Below are 19,480 nucleotides of genomic sequence, written 5' to 3' on the forward strand. Positions count from 1 at the left end.
TAAATTTTCATTTCATTTTAAGGGGTAAATTATGTTAAAGATTCCTTATGGCAACACCTTTATCGACTTCGACGAGGGGGACGCAAATGTTTTGCGCTCTAAAATCGACGAGCTTAAAGCCGAGGGTAGCGGCCTAGAAATCGTAAAAAAAGCTATGGCAAACCCAATCGATAGCCCGCGATTGTGCGAGCTTGCCAAAGGCAAGAAAAACTGCGTCATCATCATCTCAGACCACACCCGCCCAGTGCCAAGCAAGGATATTTTGCCAAATATGTTTGCCGAGCTAAAAGAGGGAAATCCTGATATCGAAATCACGCTTTTAGTTTCCACTGGATTTCACCGCCCTACCACAGAGGCCGAGCTTCGCGCCAAACTAGGCGATGAAATTTATGAAAGCTCAAAAATCGTGGTGCATGATTGCTTCGATCCTGATTCAAACACACAAATCGGCATTTTGCCATCGGGTGCGCCCCTCGTCATCGACAAAGTAGCCGTAGAGACCGAGCTTTTGGTGTCAGAGGGCTTCATCGAACCGCACTTTTTCGCTGGATTTAGCGGCGGCAGAAAGAGCGTGCTCCCTGGTGTTTGCGATAAAGTAACCGTGCTAGGAAATCACTGCTCGAAATTCATAGATAGCGAATTTGCCCGCACTGGCGTGCTAGATGGCAACCCATTACACACAGATATGCTAGCAGCGGCGAAATTTGCCAAACTCGCCTACATCGTAAATGTCGTAATCGACGAGGATAAAAAAACGGTCGCAGCGTTTGCGGGAAATTATGTTACAGCGCACAGAGCAGGTTGCGACTTTTTGCTAAGTTACGCCAAAGTCGAGCCAAAAATGGCAGACATCGTCATCACATCAAACGGCGGCGCGCCACTTGATCAAAATCTCTACCAATGCGTCAAATCAATGACCGCAGCTGAGGCTACCTGCAACCCTGGTGGCGTCATCATCGAGTGCTCATACTGCGCCGACGGACACGGTGGCGAGGGATTTTATCGCTCACTGAAAGATTGCGAAAGCGCGCAAGCCTTTTACGATCAATGTATGGCAACACCGCAAGAAAAAACAATCCCAGATCAATGGGAGAGCCAAATTCTCGCGCGCGTTTTGATCAAACACACAGTCATCATGGTAACACGCCCTGAGATTAAAACTATGGTCGAAGATATGAAAATGAAATATGCCGCTAGCCTTGAAGAAGCCCTAGAAATGGCGCATGCGCTAGGCAAAAAGAGCCTAACTGTGATTCCAAACGGAATTTCCGTAATCGTAAAAAAATAATTTCTGCTAGGGGGCTTCGCGCCCCCCTGATTTTTGCTTTTTTAAAATTTAATCTCTAAAATTTATCAAATTTGTCAAAATTTGTCATTGTAAGGCGACTTGTCGCCGTCGTGGCAATCTACGAGTTAAAATTACCAAAACGCGATTTCCGTGTCATTGCGAGAAAACGAAGTTTTCGAAGCAATCCAGAAAAATTTAAATTCAAAATTCAACCTAAATTTAGCATTGAATTATTTTTTAAATTTTAGGCTAAATTTTGCTTTTCTCGTAAGGGGGAAGGGGGCTTGAATTGCGAGGTCGCGCCCCTTCCCCCTTACAAACCCCCAACCCCGACGACGCTTTTAAGGTGGCTAAATTTAAAGCTTCGCTTTAAATTTAGCTGGTTTGATTTTTCGTTACGGCTTCGCCGTGCTAGATTACTTCGCTCGTTGCACTCGCTCGCAATGACAAATCAAACAAAATTTACGCTCAATAGCGCATTATACACACGCCCAAATTCTCGGCGCAGTATTCCCCAGCCCTGCCACAAAACAACCAAAATTTCAAAATTTAGCGAAATTTTAAGCGTTATATTAGTTTTATTCGATATAATGCGATTTCTTATTACTTGGACAGGTGGGTGAGCTGGCCGAAACCACACCCCTGCTAAGGGTGCAGCTTCTAACCGGGGCTCGAGGGTTCGAATCCCTCCCTGTCCGCCACCAATCAAAATCCCAAAATCTACCCTTTCATTACCAATTTTCTGTATAATAGGCAAATTTTATGAAAGGTGAAATCATGAAAAATATCAAACAAATCTCACACCCCCTAATCGAGCACAAACTCTCAATCCTGCGAGACAAAAAGACAGATCCGTTTCAGTTTCGTATGCTAATCGATGAGATTAGCTACCTAATGCTTTTTGAGGCAAGCAACGATTTGCGCCTAAAAGACGCGCCGATTACGACGCCTGTGGCGAAAATGACAGCAAAAAGATTAGACGAAAAGATTATGATATGCCCTATTTTGCGCGCTGCGCTTGGTATGCTAGATGCTGTCTTTAAGCTAATTCCAGATGCGAGCGTCGGGTTTTTGGGCTTTCAGCGAAATGAAGAGAGTTTGCAGGCTGAGTTTTTCTACGCAAAACTCCCGGCTGACTACAAAGAGCGCACCGCAATCATCATAGATCCGATGTTTGCCACAGGTGGCACGGCGATTGACGCGGTGAAATTCTTAAAAGAAAAGGGCGTAAAAAAGATCAAATTTATCTCTATCATCGCAGCACCCGAGGGACTGAAAAAATTCAGCGAAATCTACCCAGATGTGCCTGTATATACTGCCGCGATCGACGAGAAGCTAAACGAAAAGGGCTACATCGTCCCAGGCCTAGGAGATGCTGGCGATAGGGTGTTTAATACGATGAAGTAATTAAATTTTTAGAAGAAATCATAAATTTTAACTACCAAATCTCTTCAAGCTTTCCTTAAATTTTCAAGGAAAGCTTTATATTTATATTATTTTTGAATAATCGCCAAAATTTTATACTTATAACCAACTATCTTTCAAAATTGTATCTTTGTATTTCGAAAAATCTGTTATTCGGTGGCGTTCGTTCGTTACTTCGATATAACAATGACCGCCGAATAATTCTTTAACTTTTTCTACATTATTTACCAAAACTTTGTCGCTTTGGGATACAAAAATACTCGTTGCAATCGTAATTGACGGGTTAAATTTATAATTGTAAGTCGCTCGTTCTGCGATAAAATCGTAGTTTTGCGGGTCAAAACACGGATTAAAAAGGACCAAATGGCTGTATTTTTTCTCAGCAATCGCTCTGGCATAATAGCAGCCAAGCGATGAAGCGATTATTTTATACTCGTCTTTTTCTGGTAGTTGCGCTAATAAATTTTGATAGTTTGTTTCGAAATCCGCCCTGCTATCCCAGCCTAGAACTTCAACTTTAATCCCTAGTTTTTCGATATTTTGCGCGGTTTGTGCGCCTGTCGAATTATATCCGTGGATGTAATAATATTTTGTGATATCGTTTTCTGGCGCACACGCTATGCCTAATTTTATTTTTCGTCTCATTTTTAGATTTTTTACTTTTCTTATCATTTTTAATTCCTTGCGGATAAATTTCGCTCTTATCTCGTTTTAAATTGGCAAACTATTTTTCTAACATTTTTACAAAATATCAACCACAATATTCACAATTACTCTATTTATGCTTAACAAATTTAAAAATAAAATTCTTTAATATCGCTCTCTGTATCATCAGCATAATACAGCTTAATTACCACCTTTTTAAAATCACGATCAATGTTTATCATAAAATTATCATTTTCAGAGCCAATACTAAACGGCGGTAAAATTTCGGTATCGGGCAAATCCGTATCTATACCATACATTATTTTACTTATTCCATCGCCATAGCTAAAAAGATGCGAAAAATACAATATATAACGATTGTTGTAATATCTCTTGCTTTCAGGAGATAGCCAAAGTCCGGAATTAGATTTTAGCATATTAATATCACTTTCGGCTTTTGGACTTAATGTTTTGCCAGATATTGTCTTTTTTACCCACTCGTATCTAAAAATTTCGCTTTCATTTCCTCTTTGATTGATATATTTTATCTCAACAAATTTTTCTGGCTGTTTTGCTGTGTGGGCTATGCTTATTTGATCGTTTGGTATAGGTTTTCCAGTATCTTGATAATTTACATCATAAAATCCAGTGCTCACAAATTCGCCTTTTCCATCAATTCTATACAAAATTTCAGCAGGTTCATCTTGGATACTAATACCCAAAAAATAACCAGAATTTACATATGTTCTATTAACTTTTATAATATCATTATCAAATTTTATAAGGTCAAGCTCAGCCTTGCGTTCATTTGCATATTTTATCTGTTCATCTAATTCATCTTTATCGATAAAATATCTAACTAATTTTCCAGCTTGATTTAGTTCGATAAATTTATCGATATAAAGCTTTTCTAATTTTTTGTCGTTAGTTCCCTGTGTTCCTAAAACAGATTTTGAATAGCTTCTTGCTAATTCAAAATATGCAGGAGCAAATTCAGTGTGTTTTTTTATAAAATTTTGTAATTTTTCAAGTTTTTTATCGCCGTCTTCTAAAAGAATAAAAGCATATTTATCTGTTATTAACTCACTTTTTTCAAACATATCGTTGTATATCTCTTTGGTTCCAGCCTTTCCTTCTTGAATTTTAAGAAATTTTTGAAATCTCAAATGCGGGTCGAGTTTGTCTGTCTTAAAGCTAAAATATTTAACATATGCTCGTCTAGCATTACCATAATCACCATTTAGCTCATAAATTCTTGCATTGTGATAAAATTCTTCGGCAGTTGTAGGGTTTGCTACGATACCGCCTTGTTTGCCTATATTGTCGGTTAGTTTATCTATTTTTTGATCTACGCTTTGCACCGATGATTTTATTTCGGTGGTATCTTTTTTAATATCTTGCGTTGTTTGTTTGATTTGCTCGACATCTTTTTGTATGATACCAAGAGACTTTTGTATCTTTTCGAAAAATGGCACAACACTGGCGACAAAACCACTTTCATCGCCATCTTTACTAGCACTTTGCAAACCAAACATTAACCCAAACACAAAACTAGATATTACAGTAAATACTATAACTGGTAAAATTTTAGTGCGTAAATTTTTAATCGCCAAATACGATAACGCAGATAGAAAAAATATTGCAATGCTTATAAAAAACAGATACTTGCTAAAAGGTGCAAGTGGCTGACATACATCGGCGATAAATCCCATGACACTAGCAAGTGTCCCAGCCCATATTTTATTTTGATTAAAAGCTTCTTTTATATTCGAAGTCATTTTTATCCTTTTTTAAAATTAATTTAGTTTAATAAAATTTAATACTATTTTCTCTTATCAATAAGCAAAATTTAAGACAAATCAGATAATCATAAATATCATTTTTCGAGTGGGCATAAAGCCCACTCGATTTTATAGTATTCCACAGCTCATCCAATAATCCAGTTGAATTTTTTATTTTTATATCGTTATTCATCATTTTCTGCGCCACTCTCTTTCTTCTATTATTTCACCCTTTTTATTTTTTATTATCATCGTTCCGCTATCATTATCACCACCGCGCATCAAAACACCAATAATACCGGAAATAATAAAAAAGCAAAGAAGAATAATGGTTTCTCTTATACCCCATTCTTCTTTTTTCTTTATTTGTTCTGTTTGTTTTTCAGATTGAGAATTTGCTACAACTTCTGTCTGTGCAATCTCTCTTTTTTCGACAGTTTGCAGTGAAGTATCTTGTGGTTGCTTGATAGCTTCTTCTTGTATAGTTTGCTCTTGTTCGACAATTACTGTCTCTTCGATATCTTTTGTTGGTTCTTTTGTACAATCTTCTACCAAATTTCCTGCAATCAAATTTTCATAACACGAACAATTTCCACCAAGTTCGCAAGATTTTTTTAGATATTGAGTGGCAAATTTTGTATCTCCTTGCTTTGCAGCTATCTCGCCCAAAGCTCCGCACGCACTAGCAATGCCCCCTTTGCATAACAACATTAGTTCGTTCAGCTCATTTTTGATAGCTTCTGCCTCTTCAATATCTTGTGTAGGCTCTTTTTCACAATCTTCTACCGAATTTCCTGCCATAAAATTTTCATAACATAAACAATTTCCGCCGAGTTCGCAAGATTTCCTTAAATACGAAGTAGCAAATTTTTTATCCCCTTGACTTGCAGCTATCTCGCCGACAGCCCCACACGCACTAGCCTGCCCGTTTTCGCATAACAAAATCAACTCATTTAATCCGTTTTGGATATTTTTGCCCGAAAAAATATCTGATTTTATGGCTGAAACATCTGCACTCAATAAAATAGAAAATACACAAAACAAAACCGACAAAAATCTCATTTTTATTCCTTATCTCAAATATGCGTTACAATCAGGGAGTGTTTTTTTGAATTGTTCATTTTGATTTAAAATACAACTAATCTTGCCACCGTATTTATCAGCCGTGCTTGGAAAATCACAAATTTTAGTGCGGTATTCACGAGCTTTCGCCTCATTTCCAGCTTGTAAATACATACACGATGTATAAAGGCAGAAATTTTCACTTACATTTTGTTCGCAAAGCGTAGCGCAAGCATTTATTCCTTCGCTTCTGCAATCAGGTTCTAATACGCTCTCTTCTAATGCTTGATTTAATTCTGCACAGCCGTTAAATAACATTACGGCAACAACTAAGATAGAAAATTGAAATAATTTTTTCATAATTTTTCCTTTTTTTAAAAATTTAACTGCTATTCTACCCAATTTTCCCTAAATTTATTCAATTCGAAGTCTGTAAATATTCAATACGAATAAAAAAATATTTAAAATTCAAAGAAGTTATTCATTTTGAATATTTAGGACGAAAATGGAAATTTACGAAAAAATTGCCGAAATCGCAAAAGAAAAAAATATCAGCAAAAAAGAGCTTGTCAGGCGGATTTTATCGCTCGAACCACACCTAAACTCCACAGGCGAAATCCCTAGCGAACCCACGCTTTATAATTACCTCAACGGCAATCGTGAGCTAAAAGTCGAGTTAATCCCATTTATCGCCCAAGCTTTGGGCGTTTTCGAGCAAGAGTTTTTCATCTGCAACGAAAACGACAGGGCGAGATTTTACAACCATTTAGCCAAAACCTACGCCACGCTCGACCCCGAATTTAGCGAGCTTTTGCCCTATGCTTCGCCGATTTTGCTAAAACACATAAAGCTACTTTTGCGCGAAAGCAAAGCCCAAACCCAAAATTTAATGCAATAAATTCCAAACCCCGCAAAACCCGTAAATTTAAAACCAAATTTCTATCCCAAACTAATCAAATTTTTTCAATCAACTCTAATCAAATTTCGCTACAATTCGCCCCGAAAAAAGCAGGTCTGCTTAACTTATCAAAAAGGCAATTTAATGCCAAAATCAACCATACTTTTTATCATTTCAGGTGCCCTTCTAGGCCTTGGCGGAGCCGCGCTCGTGCATTATGGCAACCCCGCGAATATGGGCATTTGCGCCGCGTGTTTCTTGCGCGATACAGCTGGTGCGCTCGGCTTTCACAGAGCGGCCGTGGTGCAATACATACGCCCAGAAATCATCGGCCTTATCATCGGCGGTTTTATCGCCTCGCTAATTAGTGGCGAGTATCGCACACTCTCGGCCTCATCGCCATTTACGAGATTTATCTTAGGGATTTTTGCGATGATTGGCTGTTTAGTATTTTTGGGCTGTCCGTGGAGAGCGTTTTTGCGCTTAGGCGGTGGCGATATGAGCGCAATCGCTGGCGTGGTGGGGCTATTTGCCGGGGTGGCTTGTGGCAGGTTTTTTAAGGCTAGCGGGTATGAAACAGAGCGCGAAAACGAGCTTTCAAAACCGCTTGGCGCCCTGCCACTTATCATCGGAATTTTGCTTTTGTTAGCACTCATTAGCGGGGTGAAATTCGGCGAAAACGGCGCGATTTTTAGCTCGACTTCTGGCCCTGGTTCGCAACATGCGCCGATTTTTATCTCCCTAATCGTAGCCATCATCATCGGCGCGGCTATGCAAAGAAGCAAATTTTGCTCTGTTGGCGCACTTTCGCGCACTTTTAACGGCGATTTTTCTATGTTTTGGGGCATAGTGGCAGTGATCGCGAGTGCCTCAATCGCAAATTTGGCGTTTGGGCAGTATAAATTCGGCTTCGAAGCTCAACCAATCGCGCATAACGAATTTATCTGGAATTTCGCCGGCATGGCATTGGCGGGGCTGTGCTTTTCGCTGTGCGAGGGCTGTCCTGGCAAACACCTAGTTCAGGCTGGAAGCGGAAATCTAAACTCTGCGATTTTCGTCGCTGGCATGGCGTGTGGCGGGGCTATCGCGCATAATTTCTCGCTAGCTAGCTCGGCTAAGGGGATTAGCGAATTCGCGCCGTATGCAGTGGCTCTTGGCTTTGCGTTTTGTGCGTATTTTGGGATTTTTAGTAGGCAAAAAGCCTAAATTTGAAATTTGGCGCGACCTAACACTCGCGCCAAATTTTAAGGAGTTAAAATTTTAATCAATGCGAATTTCGCGGTGATTACATATTTAAAAATTGGCTGTATAAATCATCTAACAAAAAGTAGTGTTTAGGGACATTGCCGTTATAAAATGGCCCGATTGTCTCATCGTATTTTTTATCGAAATACCCTGCTTGCGAGAGCTCAAAAATCTTTTGATCGACCAATTGTAGCATATCTCTGTTGCCCTTTTGGATGACGACGCAGTCGAAAAATGTCTCGCCGATTTTTGGGATTGATACTTCGAAATTTAGATCTAGCACCGGCACAGAGGCGACTGAGACGATATTGTGCATATACGCGTCAGCCTCGCCACGATTGACCTTCTCATAGCAGTCTTTGTTGTTTTGGCATGGCACTGGGGTGATATTAGGGTTTTTGCGCACCCAGACATCTGAGTTGCTCTCGCCGATGACGGCTACTCTTTTGCCCTCTAAATCCTCGATTGATTTGATACCAGCTGATCTTTTCGAAACGGTCGAGAGATTGATAGAAAAATACGGCACCGAAAAATCAGCCACTTGGGCGCGTTTTTCGTTTCTAGTGTAAGCTGCGATTAGCAAATCGACTTTGTTGTCTTTGACATAATCCAGGCGCTCTTTTTGAGGCACGCCTACGAACTCTATCCTACCCTCATCGCCTAAAATAGCCTTTGCGATCTCTTTTGCGAAGTCAATCTCAAATCCGACAAATGTGCCATCGCTTTGCAACACGCTAAATGGTGCCATGTGCTCGCTCACGCCGATTCTTAAAACCTTGCTAGATTTGATTTGATCTAGCGTGTTTGCGCTAGCTACGCCCATACCTAGGCAAGCCACACCCGCCAATGAACAAAGAAGTTTTTTCATGATTTCCCCTTTTAACGAAATAAAGTGTGATTATAACCCGTGTTCATTAAAGCATTTTAAAATTTAAAACTAAAATTACACTAAAATTATATAAAATATAAAACTTATTGATATTATAAAAATTTAAATAAGAATTTTTAAAAAAATTTAAAAAAGGGGCGTAAATTTAAAATTTACGCCCAAGCAAGGGATTTTGGATCGATTTTTTCTGCGCCAAAATACTTGCCATACACATCGTTGTAGATAATTCCCAAGCACTCTTTAAATCTCGGATCCTCTTCTGCGCTAATCGCGTTTAAAACAGCTGTTTTGACGCTAGCAGGGTTTTTAGGCTCACCGCTTGTGCGAAGCGCGTCCATAAATTTGTCATAAAGCTCGTCAGCATGGACATAGCTCATCAAAAATTTTGCCTTTTGGTAAGCTGATTTTTCGAAAGCCATATCGCCGAGCAACGAAGGTTTATCTGTGAAAATAAAATTCTCACTTTTTTCAAATTTCTGCTCTTTTAGCTTTTGATCTACTAGCCCAAGCGCGCTAGCTAGCCCGTATAAAATGCCAGCTGGGTGCGGAGGACAGCCTGGGATAAAGACATCGACTGGAATTACGCTTTGCGCACCGCCCCACACGGCGTAACTATCGTGGAATATTCCGCCACTTGATCCGCACGCACCCAAAGCCACGACGATCTTTGGCTCAGGGATAGCCTCATACGCGCGCAAAAGCGGATAATACATCTGCCTAGTAACAGGTCCAGTTACGAGCAAAATATCGGCGTGGCGCGGGTTTGCGACGAGCTTGAAGCCAAATCTCTCTGGATCCCATTGTGGAGCAAGAGTGGCGAAAATCTCGATTTCGCAACCATTACAGCTACCGCAATCGACACGAAAAACGCTGAAACTTCGCCTAATTTGTTTTAAAAATTTTAATTTATCATCGCCGCTCATCACACAATCCTTTGATAATCATTTTCTCGCATTTTCGCTGCTGTGTTTTCGCGTTTGCAAGCAGGGCAAATTTGCGTATATCCTCTGGCTAGCTTTTTGCGATCTTCGCTCATATTTGAAGACGCGATTCTACTAAGCGCAGTTTGGACAAAACGCTTCGAAGTAAAGGCCTTGCCACACTGCGAGCAGTTATGCGCCTCCATAGTGCCACACACATGCAAATCAGCTCGATTGAAATTCACGCCTAGTTCAAATTTAGAGCTAAGTTTGATAGCCTTTGTAGGGCAGACCTCCTCGCAACGACCACAAAAAATGCACCTGCCAGTATCGTATCGCCACACTACTGACTTTTCATCTTCGATTTTGACACTGATTGCGTTTGGCGGGCAAGCCACGCCACAAGATGCGCAACCAATGCACAAAGCATAGGTGTATTCTGGGCGGCCTCTGAAATTTTCGCTCATTTCATACGGCGCTAACGGATAAGGCTTTGTAACAACTCCCTTTTTTTTCACTAAATCAAAAATTTTCATCTAATTTCCTTTTTGGCAAATCGCTTTAAGCTCTTTTCCGGCTAAAATTTTGCTTTTTCCGCTTTTTATATCAACCACAGTTAGCCTTTCGGTGCATGAGTAGCATGGATCTAGGCTACATACGATTAGCGCGGCATCGGCGACGGTGTAGCCACGAAGCTGATGAGCTAAGGCTGGCCAGTTGCTAAATGTAGGAGCCTTGACACGCCATCTATAAACCTTTTGGCTACCACTTTGCATTATCCAGTGAATATCCTCACCGCGTGGAGCTTCGATATAACCGATTGCGTAGCTGTTTGGCTTGACCCTATAATCGCTACTTACGATGATATCGCCACCTGGCATTATATCAATACACTGCCTAATCACACTAATCGCGTCTTTTGTGTCGTGGTAGCGCACCTTGACCCTGCCATAGACATCGCAACTAGTTTCGGTATTTATGTTAAATTTGAGTTTTTTCGTAAATTCATCAGGGTAATCGTAGCGAACATCTCGCTTAAATCCACTAGCCCTGATTGTAGGTCCTACTGAGCCATAATCCCTGCCAACTTGCGGATCTAAAACGCCAATTCCCTTCCAGCGAGACATTTGCCTTTCATCATTTATGATGACTTCCCAGACATCTTCAAATTCTTGCTCGATTTTAGAGAGCAAATTTAAAATCTCTTTTATCTCTTTGGCTCTGATATCTCTTCTCATACCGCCTACGGTTACCGTGCCGTAAGTTTTCCTGCCACCTGTTAAAATTTGGGCTAAATCGAGTGTGTATTCACGCACTCTAAATACATGCATAAATGCGGTATAGTTTCCTGTAACTTCACACGCTAAACCGATATTTAGCAAGTTCGAGTGAAGTCTTTCAACTTCTGCACTCATAACTCTAAGAGCTTTTGCTCGTTCAGGAATTTCTAACCCCATAGCGTTTTCTGCGGCTCTTGCCATAGCGATAGAGTGCGCAAAACCGCAAATTCCACAAACTCTCTCGGCTAAAAATGCCATTTGAGTGTAGTTCATACGATTTTCGGCTAGTTTTTCCATGCCTCTATGCTCATAATACAGCCTATAATCCGCATCTACAATCGTATCGCCGTCACAATAAAGCCTAAAATGTCCCGGTTCATCAGCCGTGATATGAAGCGGTCCAAGCGGAATGGCTTGGGTATTTACGCCCTTTGGCTTTTTAAATTCATAATCAGGCTCTATGCTTAGTGGATCTGGACGAAATTTATAATTCATCTCATCTTTTCTAAGCGGATATAAATCTAGCGGCCAATCATCGCTCATAGCAAGTCTTCTTGGATCTATTAGCCCTTCCGCTCTAAGCCCAAAGAGATCAAAAGCTTCTCTTTCATACCAAACAGCAGCCTTAACGAGTGGCGTAACTGAGGGATAAACAGGATCATCAGCCGGAATTAGAGTTTTAACGGTTATAAAGCATTTCTCTTCTAATTCATCATCTTGGCTAAATTTAGAACCCTCCATAGAAAGCACATAATAAAGCGCAAAATGTTTATTGATAGATCGCTCGTCGTTTGCTACCATCGTCACTAACCAACCGCCGATACCATAATATAGCTTATTTACCACAGCAGGCAGGTCGTTTCTATCGACCAAAATCGTTATTTGTTTATCGGTTTGTCTAGTGGTTTCAAGTATGTTAAATTCGCTTTCGATTTGACTAATGTATAAATCACCTATCATCTTAAATCCTTTATTAAATTCACGCTCAAATCAAGCAAATTCCAGAAAAACTCAAATTTCCAAAGTCCAAAAGCGATAACAAAAAAGCCTAAAAATATAAGCGGTAAATTTTCGAACAAACTCATCTCTTTATCGTATTTTAGCTCGCTTTGGTTTTTGCCAAATGAAGCTAAGAAAAAGTGTGAAAAGTCTGCTATGAAAATAACTGCTAATGCAATCGCAAAAATAATCGCTACGACATATCGCTCTGTCAAAATTGCTTGTGTAAAAGTCATAAATTCGCTTACGAAAATCGCAAAAGCTGGAACTCCAACAAGTGAGCAAATCGAAATTCCAAAAAACACGCAAGTAAGTGGTGCGGTGTAGGCTAGACCACCCATTTTGTGCATATTGTTTGTTTGGTAAATTCTCCAAGTATTTCCCGTCGTAAGGAAAGCTAGGGCTTTTGTAAGGCTGTGAGCTAGGCAATGGAAAAGTGCTGCCGCTACGCCGATTTTCCCGCCAACTCCCAAAGCAAATGCGATAACACCCATATGAACTACGCTGTGATAAGCAAGCATGCGTTTTACATCGTGTTGAGTTACCAAGAAATACCCAGCCACATAAAGTGTAATCACGCCACTTACTAGCATAGTATCCATTACAAATTCCATGCCGACTGAATTTGCAGCGATAAAATAGTATCTAATGAGAGCTAGCATTGCCACTTTTAGCACGATACCGCTAAGCACAGCAGAAGTCGGAGATGGACCTTGCGCGTGAGCATCAGGAAGCCAAGTATGAGTTGGAACAAGACCTGCTTTTGTGCCAAATCCCACAAGAGCTAGGATAAAAATAACCTTCATCGTAAGCGGATCGATTTTTTTATCAATCAAATCCGTAAATAAAATTCCGCCACTTGAATAAAGCAAAATAGTAGCCAGCATAGCAAATGCTAGACCAAGAGAGCAGACCATTACATATTTATAACCAGCTTCTACGATTTGTTTTTTCTTGTTATAAACAACCATAAAAACGCTACTTAGCGTTGTCGCTTCGACAGCCGCCCACATGATAGCAATATCATTTGCCACGGCAGAAAGTATCATAGCAAATGTCGTGATATAGGCTAAAACTAGCATTTTTTTGATTTTTTTAGGACTTTCATCTCTCCAACCAAGATAAGTAGGAAAATATAGCGTTACCAAAGTCCCTGTAATGCCGATGATTGTCAGATAAATTCCACCCAAGCTATCTAAAAATAGCATTTTATTTAGCGCGAAAAGCGGAGTAAAGCCTATCAAAGAGATAGCTTTAAATATAACCGCACAAATAACGAGCGCAAAGGCTAAATTTGCGATTTTTATCAGCCTATCAGGAACGAAATAAATCAACGCCGCACATATTAACGGCAAAATAAGCATTAAATATATTATCATATTAACCCTTTAACTCACTGGCTAAATTCGTATTTTGGCTACCAAAGACCTCTTTGTATCTAACTGCCAAAATAGCCATAATCGCGATTCCAAACACAGCGTCGCTTAAAATTCCAAGCTCGACTAGCGAACTAGCATTACAAGCGTTTGTGGCTAAATTTAGATGAACCGCGTTTTCTATCAAACAATAAGCCAAAATTTGTTTTAAAAACGACCTTCTTAAAATAAATCCGCAAACCCCAATCCAAAATGTAAAAATCGCAGCGCAAATGACAAATTCATTTTGGATAATTGCAAATTTCATAAAAATTGGCGTCAAAAGATAAGCTAGCCCAATCGAAAAAGCAAAAGCTATCACAGGCGATAAGAAAAAGCCAGTGTATGGGTCGTTTTCGTGCTTTTCATCGATTCTAATAAGGGTAAAGAAAAGTATCGCAGGCACCAAAATCACCTTGGTAATGACCGCGATTATCGCCCACGAATACAGCTCGCCAGCTCCAAATTTGGCTGCCATGATAAAAAATAGCGTCACCAAACAAAGGGTATTTAACGCATAAAGAGAAATTGAAATTTTATAATCCCTAAACGAAAATACCGCCAAAGAAATCATCATTAAAAGTATTGCAAACACTTCCATATCAAACCCCCGCAGCAAACAAAATCACGCTTAAAATGCCAAGTCCTAGCATCCACGAAGCGTTTAATTTCAAAGTCGAAAGCATTGCATACCTAGGACCGAAGTTATCGATTAGCACAGCAAGCGTTGTGGCTAATTCGACCAAGATTATCGTAAAAATGCAATCTAAAAGCAAATTATTAAACCCAAATGGGATAAAAATTTTAACAAATAGGCAAATTACGGCGAATTGTTTTAACATAGCGCCAATGTCGATAAGAGCCAAATCTCTACCGCTAAATTCAGCCACGACACCTTCTTGGACCTCTTGTTCTGCTTCTGCTATATCAAAAGGCTTTCTTGACATTTCGATATAAACAGCCCATAAAAACACAATCCCAGCGACTATAAACGATGCTTTTGCGCCGATTTCGCCATTTATCACAGCTTGGTGAATTTTGACCAAATTTGTATCGCCAAACATCGCACAAACCACGATTACACCGCAAATCATAATAGGCTCAGCATAAAGCGCAAGCATATTTTCTCTGTTTGCTCCGATTGCCGCAAATGGGTTAAGGCTATCAAATGCTGCTAAATTTAGAATAACTCTAAATGCGACCAGCAGATACACTATGACAATCAAATCCGAAACCGCCTCGCACCTAGCGGCCGTTAGCATTACCAAAAACGCTCCGATTGCCACGAGCAGATACGGCGTCCATTTAAAGACAAAATGGGCTGAATTTGGAGCCGTTCGCTTTCTGCGCAAAAGTTTTAACAAATCATAATAAGTTTGCCAAATCGGCGGTCCTTGGCGGGACTGGATTTTTGCACGCAAACTTCGGCAAATACCATCAAATAGTGGCATCAAGGCAAGAGCTAAAAGTAGTTGTAATATCATAGTTTGCCTCCAAAAAAGTAAAATATTCCCACGCCTAAAATGCCAAGATAAAGCACCATATAAAATGCGTAAGTCGCACTCTTGCCATTTTGCATAATGGCGATTTTATCGGCTATTTTCATATTAATATCGATTATAGGCTTATAGATATATTCCATAAAAACATCTTTTACGACAATGCTGTAAGAGCTGCCTTTTTTGCGCATTTTTATGCACATAAATTTAGCCAAAACTCGCCTTAAATCGCCTACGGCTGTGTTTGAATTTGGCAAGAAATCGTTGCTAAATTTAAATCCGTTCGCCCATGGATCGCTTAGTTTTGGTTTATCAAATGGCGATTTGAAAACTAATAAAATCACAAATGGCAAGATTAGCATAGCAATCAAACATAGCCAAAGCAATGAAAACGATAGTGTCGCTCCACTATCTGCCACTGGCATAAATGACCAAATTTTGCTTACAAACATAGGCGATGAAAGAGCTAAAATCACGCAGAAAAGCGCCAAAATCACCATAGGCACGAGTGAGAAAATCGAAGCCTCCCTATACTCGCCTTTGGCTTTGCCACTAAATACAAGTCCATAAAATTTAACGAAGGCAAACGCACAAAGCACGCCAGCTAGCGTCAAACCGATAGTTGAAAGCGCAAAAACTAATCTTGAAATTCCAGGATCTGTTTTTGATAAAAGCGCTTTATATATCAGCCACTCGCTCGCAAAGCCGTTAAATAGCGGAATTGCGACTATGCTCAACACGGCTATTAGCGAACAAAACGCAGTGATTGGCATAAATTTTGCCAAACCGCCCAAAGAGTTGATTTTTAGCTTTTTGCTTGCATTGTAGATATTTCCAGCAGCAAAGAACAAAACAGCCTTGAACACGCTGTGATTTAAGCTATGTAAAATCGCACCAGCCAAACCAAACGCTGCTAAAATATTATTTGCAGTAGCAAGCCCGTAAAGTCCAGCACCAAGTGCTAGCAGGATAATTCCCATATTTTCAACAGAACTATATGCGATTAGTTTTTTATACTCGTTTTGAAGCGTAGCAAAAATGATACCCCAAACAGCACCAAATGCGCCCAAAATCATCATAGCTAAGGCAAAAGAAGCAGGAATTTTGGCAATTAACATAAATTTAATCAAACCAAAAATCGCGACCTTACTCATCGCAGAACTAAATAACGCTGAGACATTTGAATTTGCAAGAGGATATGCTAGCGGGCTCCACACATGAAACGGTGCAAGACCAGCCTTCGTGCCAAATCCGATAAAAAGCAAAATGCAAATAAATAAAGATGAAGTATTGAAATTCCAGTCGCTAAAATGCAAACTTCCAGCACTATGTGCCATAATCAAAAACGCTATAACGATACAAAACGCGCCCACTTGCGCCACGCCAAGATATAGCATAACTGTGAAATTCGAGCTTGGAGTGTCGTTGAATTTGAGCATTAGCGCAGAAACTAGCGTCATTAACTCCCATAAAACCACGAATCCAAAAACATCGTTGCTACTAATAACCATTAGCATGCTTAGCATAAAAAAGCTAAAAAGCGCAGATTTTACAGCGAAATTCAGCTTGAAATTTTGCAAATATCCAAGCGAATAAATCGCACTCATCGCGCCTATAAAACATACTATAAAACTAAAAAACGCACCCAAAGGCGTTAGCAAAAAGCTTGGTTCAAACAAAAATCCCCTAAGCACAAATTCGCTACTTCCATGCAGTTGCGATAGGAAATACAGCGCGCCCACTACCGAAATAGCGGCATTTGAAATAAATCCAAAATACAAAGCAGTCTTTTGCGAATTATAAAGAGCTAAGCTGATAACGCCTATTAATAAGTATGAAATAAAAATAAATTCAAGCATTGTCATCCTTATTATCGTTAGATTTCAAATTCGGATTTTTTGCCCCTTTGCTCTCTTTTTTCGGTTTAGAGGCTACTTTTTGCGGCTTTATCTCATCACTAGGCTTAGCTTCTACTTTTGGCTCAGCTTTTGGCTCGGTTTTTGCTTCGACCTTTTGAGGAGCCGGTTTTTGAGCTACTTTCTCAGCTGGCGCAGGAGTTAGGGCAGGAGCTGTTTGTGGGGCTAGTTTTTCAGCTGGTTTTTGGGCTGGCGCACTCTGTGGCGCAGAAGCCGTGTCAGGAGCCACTTTTTCAGCTGGTTTTTCGACCACGCTCGCTTCTGGCGCAGGTTTTGGCGCAGGTGGAGCCACGAACTCGCTTAAATCAACATCTCTATCGCTGATAGCCTTGATGAAATTTTGCATATTTTCCGTATTTTTGAGTTTTTTTCCGATTTTATGCTCTGAATTTGAATCTAGCATTATAATCGCACCTTTTGGACAGGCTTCGACACAGGCCGAGCCCTCTTGCCTACCATCACAAATATCGCATTTGACAGCGAGACTTGGAAATCCCGGTTGGCTAAGATAGTTCGCGTCTTTTTCGACTCCAAAAACACCAGTGCTATCTAATGAGACGGCGCCATACGGACAGGCTACGGTGCAAAGCCCACAGCCGACGCATAAATGCTCATTGAGATGGACAAAATCTGTTAAATTTTGCAAAGCACCGCTTGGACAAACTACGGCGCATGGAGCATCGTCGCATTGGCGACATTGGTTTGTAGAAGAGGTTTTTTCTACTTTGAATACTCTAATGCGTGTAATTCCTAGTTTGCCGCGTTTTATAGATTCTTTAACACAAGCCTTCTCGCACGCCTTACAACCTATGCAAAGCTCCGGATTTGTGATTACAATTTGATGAATTTTACTCACACGACAGCCTTTTCAAAGAAATCTGATAATTGACATGTAAATTTATCAAAATTCGTCTAAATTTAGGTTGAAAAATTATTTATTATTAAAATTTTATTAATATGAAACTAAAATTTAATTTTAAATTTTTTATACATTTTTATATTTTTTATTTCATATAAACAGATGTAATACTAAAAATGAAACAGATTAAAATCACAATATCCATAACATTGCAAAATTTTAAAATTTTTAAAATTATATGTTTTTAAATGAAAAAATCTACTAAAATTTTATTTCGATGAATTTGCCTTAAATTTAAAATTTCAAGCTACGGGCTAAATTTAAAATTTAACCCGTAGCCTAAATTTGGAAATTTGAAAATTTTGCAGAATTTATAAATTCTAAATTCTTATTCACTCACAGCTTTTTTGATTTTTTTGACTTCATCAGCTGTATCTTTTGCTTTTTTGGCTTTTTTAGCCGTATCGGTGCTCGCGGCCTTATCTTTTAGATTTACGACCTCTTTTTTGACCTTTTTATCGGCCTTTTTTGTGGCTTTTTCTTTTTCTTTTTTCACGGTAGATTTTAAGTCGCTAATGTCCGTCTTGCCAGTGAGAGTTAGGTCGTCTTTGATAGCCTCAAAGCGCTTCTCGCCGATGCCTTTGATGTTTTTAATCTCGTCGATTGAGTTAAATTTGTTGTTTTTTCTGTATTCGATGATAGCCTCAGCCTTGGCTTCACCGATGCCAGGAAGCGCCATTAGCTCGTCTTTTGTGGCGGTGTTTAGGTTGATCCCAGCGAAAGCTAGGCTTGCAAAGATTGCGGTTGTTGATAGGATTTTAAAGATTTTCATTTTTTCTCCTTTAATTGATTTGAGAAATAATTCTAAATTTTACGCACTTAAAATTTAATAATTTTTTTAAATTTTGATAAGAATAATTTAAAAATTTAGCGATAAAGTTAAATTTGCAAAGTGAAATTTTAAATTTAAAGATAAAATTTATAGAATTTGGAATTTTAAAATTTAAAAACTACAAGTAAAATTTTAAAAATTTCATTGTAATTGATTTAAAATTTGATTGACATAAAATTTTAATTGATTTAAAAAAGCATAAGAATAAAAACAAAGTCCGCAACGACCTACTTTCCCGACATCCGAGTAACGGAGAGTATCATCAGCCATGATGAGCTTAGCTTCTTGGTTCGGTATGGAGCAAGGCGTTTCCTCATCTGTATAGTCACGGACAGTGTTAAAAAAGGAAACTTTGTAAGTTTGCTTTTTTAACACTGCAAAAGTCATCAAGCCTAATAAAATCTTTTACCATATTGTCAAAGGATTTCTAATACCTTTAACAAGGAAGTAATGCTTAAAAAGATAAG

18 protein-coding genes, 1 tRNA gene and 1 rRNA gene are annotated in these 19,480 nt (G+C 39.3%); 5 read left to right on the forward strand and 15 right to left on the reverse strand.

The window, feature by feature from the left end:
* Positions 1-31: 31 nt before the first annotated feature.
* From larA to upp, 3 genes are all read left to right on the forward strand, one after another.
* The gene (gene larA, locus OFN98_RS04190; protein WP_270868435.1) at positions 32-1,288 is read left to right on the forward strand and encodes a nickel-dependent lactate racemase; all 1,257 of its coding nucleotides are present in this window, start codon (positions 32-34) and stop codon (positions 1,286-1,288) included.
* A gap of 609 nt (positions 1,289-1,897) precedes the next feature.
* A tRNA-Ser gene (locus OFN98_RS04195) sits at positions 1,898-1,989 on the forward strand.
* A gap of 76 nt (positions 1,990-2,065) precedes the next feature.
* Positions 2,066-2,695, forward strand: a complete 630-nt coding sequence (gene upp / locus OFN98_RS04200; protein WP_270875034.1) for a uracil phosphoribosyltransferase — start codon at positions 2,066-2,068, stop codon at positions 2,693-2,695.
* A gap of 117 nt (positions 2,696-2,812) precedes the next feature.
* Here the strand turns inward: upp and OFN98_RS04205 are convergent, their stop codons facing one another.
* The 4 genes from OFN98_RS04205 to OFN98_RS04220 all read right to left on the reverse strand — a co-directional run bounded on the left by OFN98_RS04205 (position 2,813) and on the right by OFN98_RS04220 (position 6,561).
* Complete coding sequence (locus tag OFN98_RS04205; RefSeq protein WP_270875032.1) at positions 2,813-3,385, reverse strand: YqiA/YcfP family alpha/beta fold hydrolase; 573 nt, start codon at positions 3,383-3,385, stop codon at positions 2,813-2,815.
* Between the two features lie 122 nt (positions 3,386-3,507).
* The gene (locus OFN98_RS04210) at positions 3,508-5,136 is read right to left on the reverse strand and encodes a hypothetical protein (protein ID WP_270875031.1); all 1,629 of its coding nucleotides are present in this window, start codon (positions 5,134-5,136) and stop codon (positions 3,508-3,510) included.
* A 195-nt stretch (positions 5,137-5,331) separates the two neighbouring features.
* Entirely contained in the window at positions 5,332-6,201 is an 870-nt protein-coding gene (locus tag OFN98_RS04215) for a hypothetical protein (protein WP_270875030.1), read from the reverse strand.
* Between the two features lie 9 nt (positions 6,202-6,210).
* Positions 6,211-6,561, reverse strand: coding sequence for a hypothetical protein (locus OFN98_RS04220; RefSeq protein ID WP_270875029.1), 351 nt, complete (start codon positions 6,559-6,561; stop codon positions 6,211-6,213).
* A gap of 145 nt (positions 6,562-6,706) precedes the next feature.
* Here OFN98_RS04220 and OFN98_RS04225 point away from each other — a divergent pair, with 145 nt between their 5' ends.
* A complete protein-coding gene (locus tag OFN98_RS04225) occupies positions 6,707-7,099 on the forward strand; it encodes a helix-turn-helix domain-containing protein (protein ID WP_270875028.1) in 393 nt (130 codons plus the stop codon).
* 144 nt (positions 7,100-7,243) lie between these two features.
* Positions 7,244-8,305 (forward strand): YedE family putative selenium transporter, encoded by a 1,062-nt coding sequence (gene yedE / locus OFN98_RS04230; protein ID WP_270875027.1) that lies wholly within the window; start codon positions 7,244-7,246, stop codon positions 8,303-8,305.
* Between the two features lie 79 nt (positions 8,306-8,384).
* Here yedE and OFN98_RS04235 read toward each other — a convergent pair whose 3' ends face one another.
* The 11 genes from OFN98_RS04235 to rrf form a co-directional block, all read right to left on the reverse strand.
* Positions 8,385-9,212 (reverse strand): transporter substrate-binding domain-containing protein, encoded by an 828-nt coding sequence (locus tag OFN98_RS04235; protein ID WP_270875026.1) that lies wholly within the window; start codon positions 9,210-9,212, stop codon positions 8,385-8,387.
* A 173-nt stretch (positions 9,213-9,385) separates the two neighbouring features.
* Positions 9,386-10,156, reverse strand: a complete 771-nt coding sequence (locus tag OFN98_RS04240) for an NADH-quinone oxidoreductase subunit B family protein (RefSeq protein ID WP_270875025.1) — start codon at positions 10,154-10,156, stop codon at positions 9,386-9,388.
* Entirely contained in the window at positions 10,156-10,689 is a 534-nt protein-coding gene (locus tag OFN98_RS04245) for a 4Fe-4S dicluster domain-containing protein (protein WP_270875024.1), read from the reverse strand. Before OFN98_RS04245 ends, OFN98_RS04240 begins: the two co-directional genes overlap by 1 nt.
* On the reverse strand, positions 10,690-12,393 hold the full coding sequence (locus tag OFN98_RS04250) for an NADH-quinone oxidoreductase subunit C (RefSeq protein ID WP_270875023.1): 1,704 nt from the start codon (positions 12,391-12,393) through the stop codon (positions 10,690-10,692).
* Positions 12,390-13,811: a proton-conducting transporter transmembrane domain-containing protein gene (locus OFN98_RS04255; RefSeq protein WP_270861446.1), complete on the reverse strand. Its 1,422-nt coding sequence runs from the start codon at positions 13,809-13,811 to the stop codon at positions 12,390-12,392. Before OFN98_RS04255 ends, OFN98_RS04250 begins: the two co-directional genes overlap by 4 nt.
* A gap of 1 nt (position 13,812) precedes the next feature.
* Positions 13,813-14,448 (reverse strand): hydrogenase 4 membrane subunit, encoded by a 636-nt coding sequence (gene hyfE / locus OFN98_RS04260; RefSeq protein WP_270858356.1) that lies wholly within the window; start codon positions 14,446-14,448, stop codon positions 13,813-13,815.
* Position 14,449: 1 nt separating this feature from the next.
* Positions 14,450-15,331: a respiratory chain complex I subunit 1 family protein gene (locus OFN98_RS04265; RefSeq protein WP_270862241.1), complete on the reverse strand. Its 882-nt coding sequence runs from the start codon at positions 15,329-15,331 to the stop codon at positions 14,450-14,452.
* Positions 15,328-17,205, reverse strand: coding sequence for a proton-conducting transporter transmembrane domain-containing protein (locus OFN98_RS04270; RefSeq protein WP_270875022.1), 1,878 nt, complete (start codon positions 17,203-17,205; stop codon positions 15,328-15,330). Before OFN98_RS04270 ends, OFN98_RS04265 begins: the two co-directional genes overlap by 4 nt.
* On the reverse strand, positions 17,198-18,118 hold the full coding sequence (locus OFN98_RS04275) for a 4Fe-4S dicluster domain-containing protein (RefSeq protein ID WP_270875021.1): 921 nt from the start codon (positions 18,116-18,118) through the stop codon (positions 17,198-17,200). The genes OFN98_RS04270 and OFN98_RS04275 overlap by 8 nt, the downstream gene beginning before the upstream one ends.
* A gap of 391 nt (positions 18,119-18,509) precedes the next feature.
* The gene (locus tag OFN98_RS08010) at positions 18,510-18,953 is read right to left on the reverse strand and encodes a ComEA family DNA-binding protein (protein ID WP_442868111.1); all 444 of its coding nucleotides are present in this window, start codon (positions 18,951-18,953) and stop codon (positions 18,510-18,512) included.
* Between the two features lie 274 nt (positions 18,954-19,227).
* Positions 19,228-19,346, reverse strand: a 5S ribosomal RNA gene (gene rrf, locus OFN98_RS04285).
* Positions 19,347-19,480 lie beyond the last annotated feature (134 nt).

The organism is Campylobacter sp. JMF_15 NE4 (assembly GCF_027737645.1).
Lineage (GTDB): Bacteria > Campylobacterota > Campylobacteria > Campylobacterales > Campylobacteraceae > Campylobacter_B.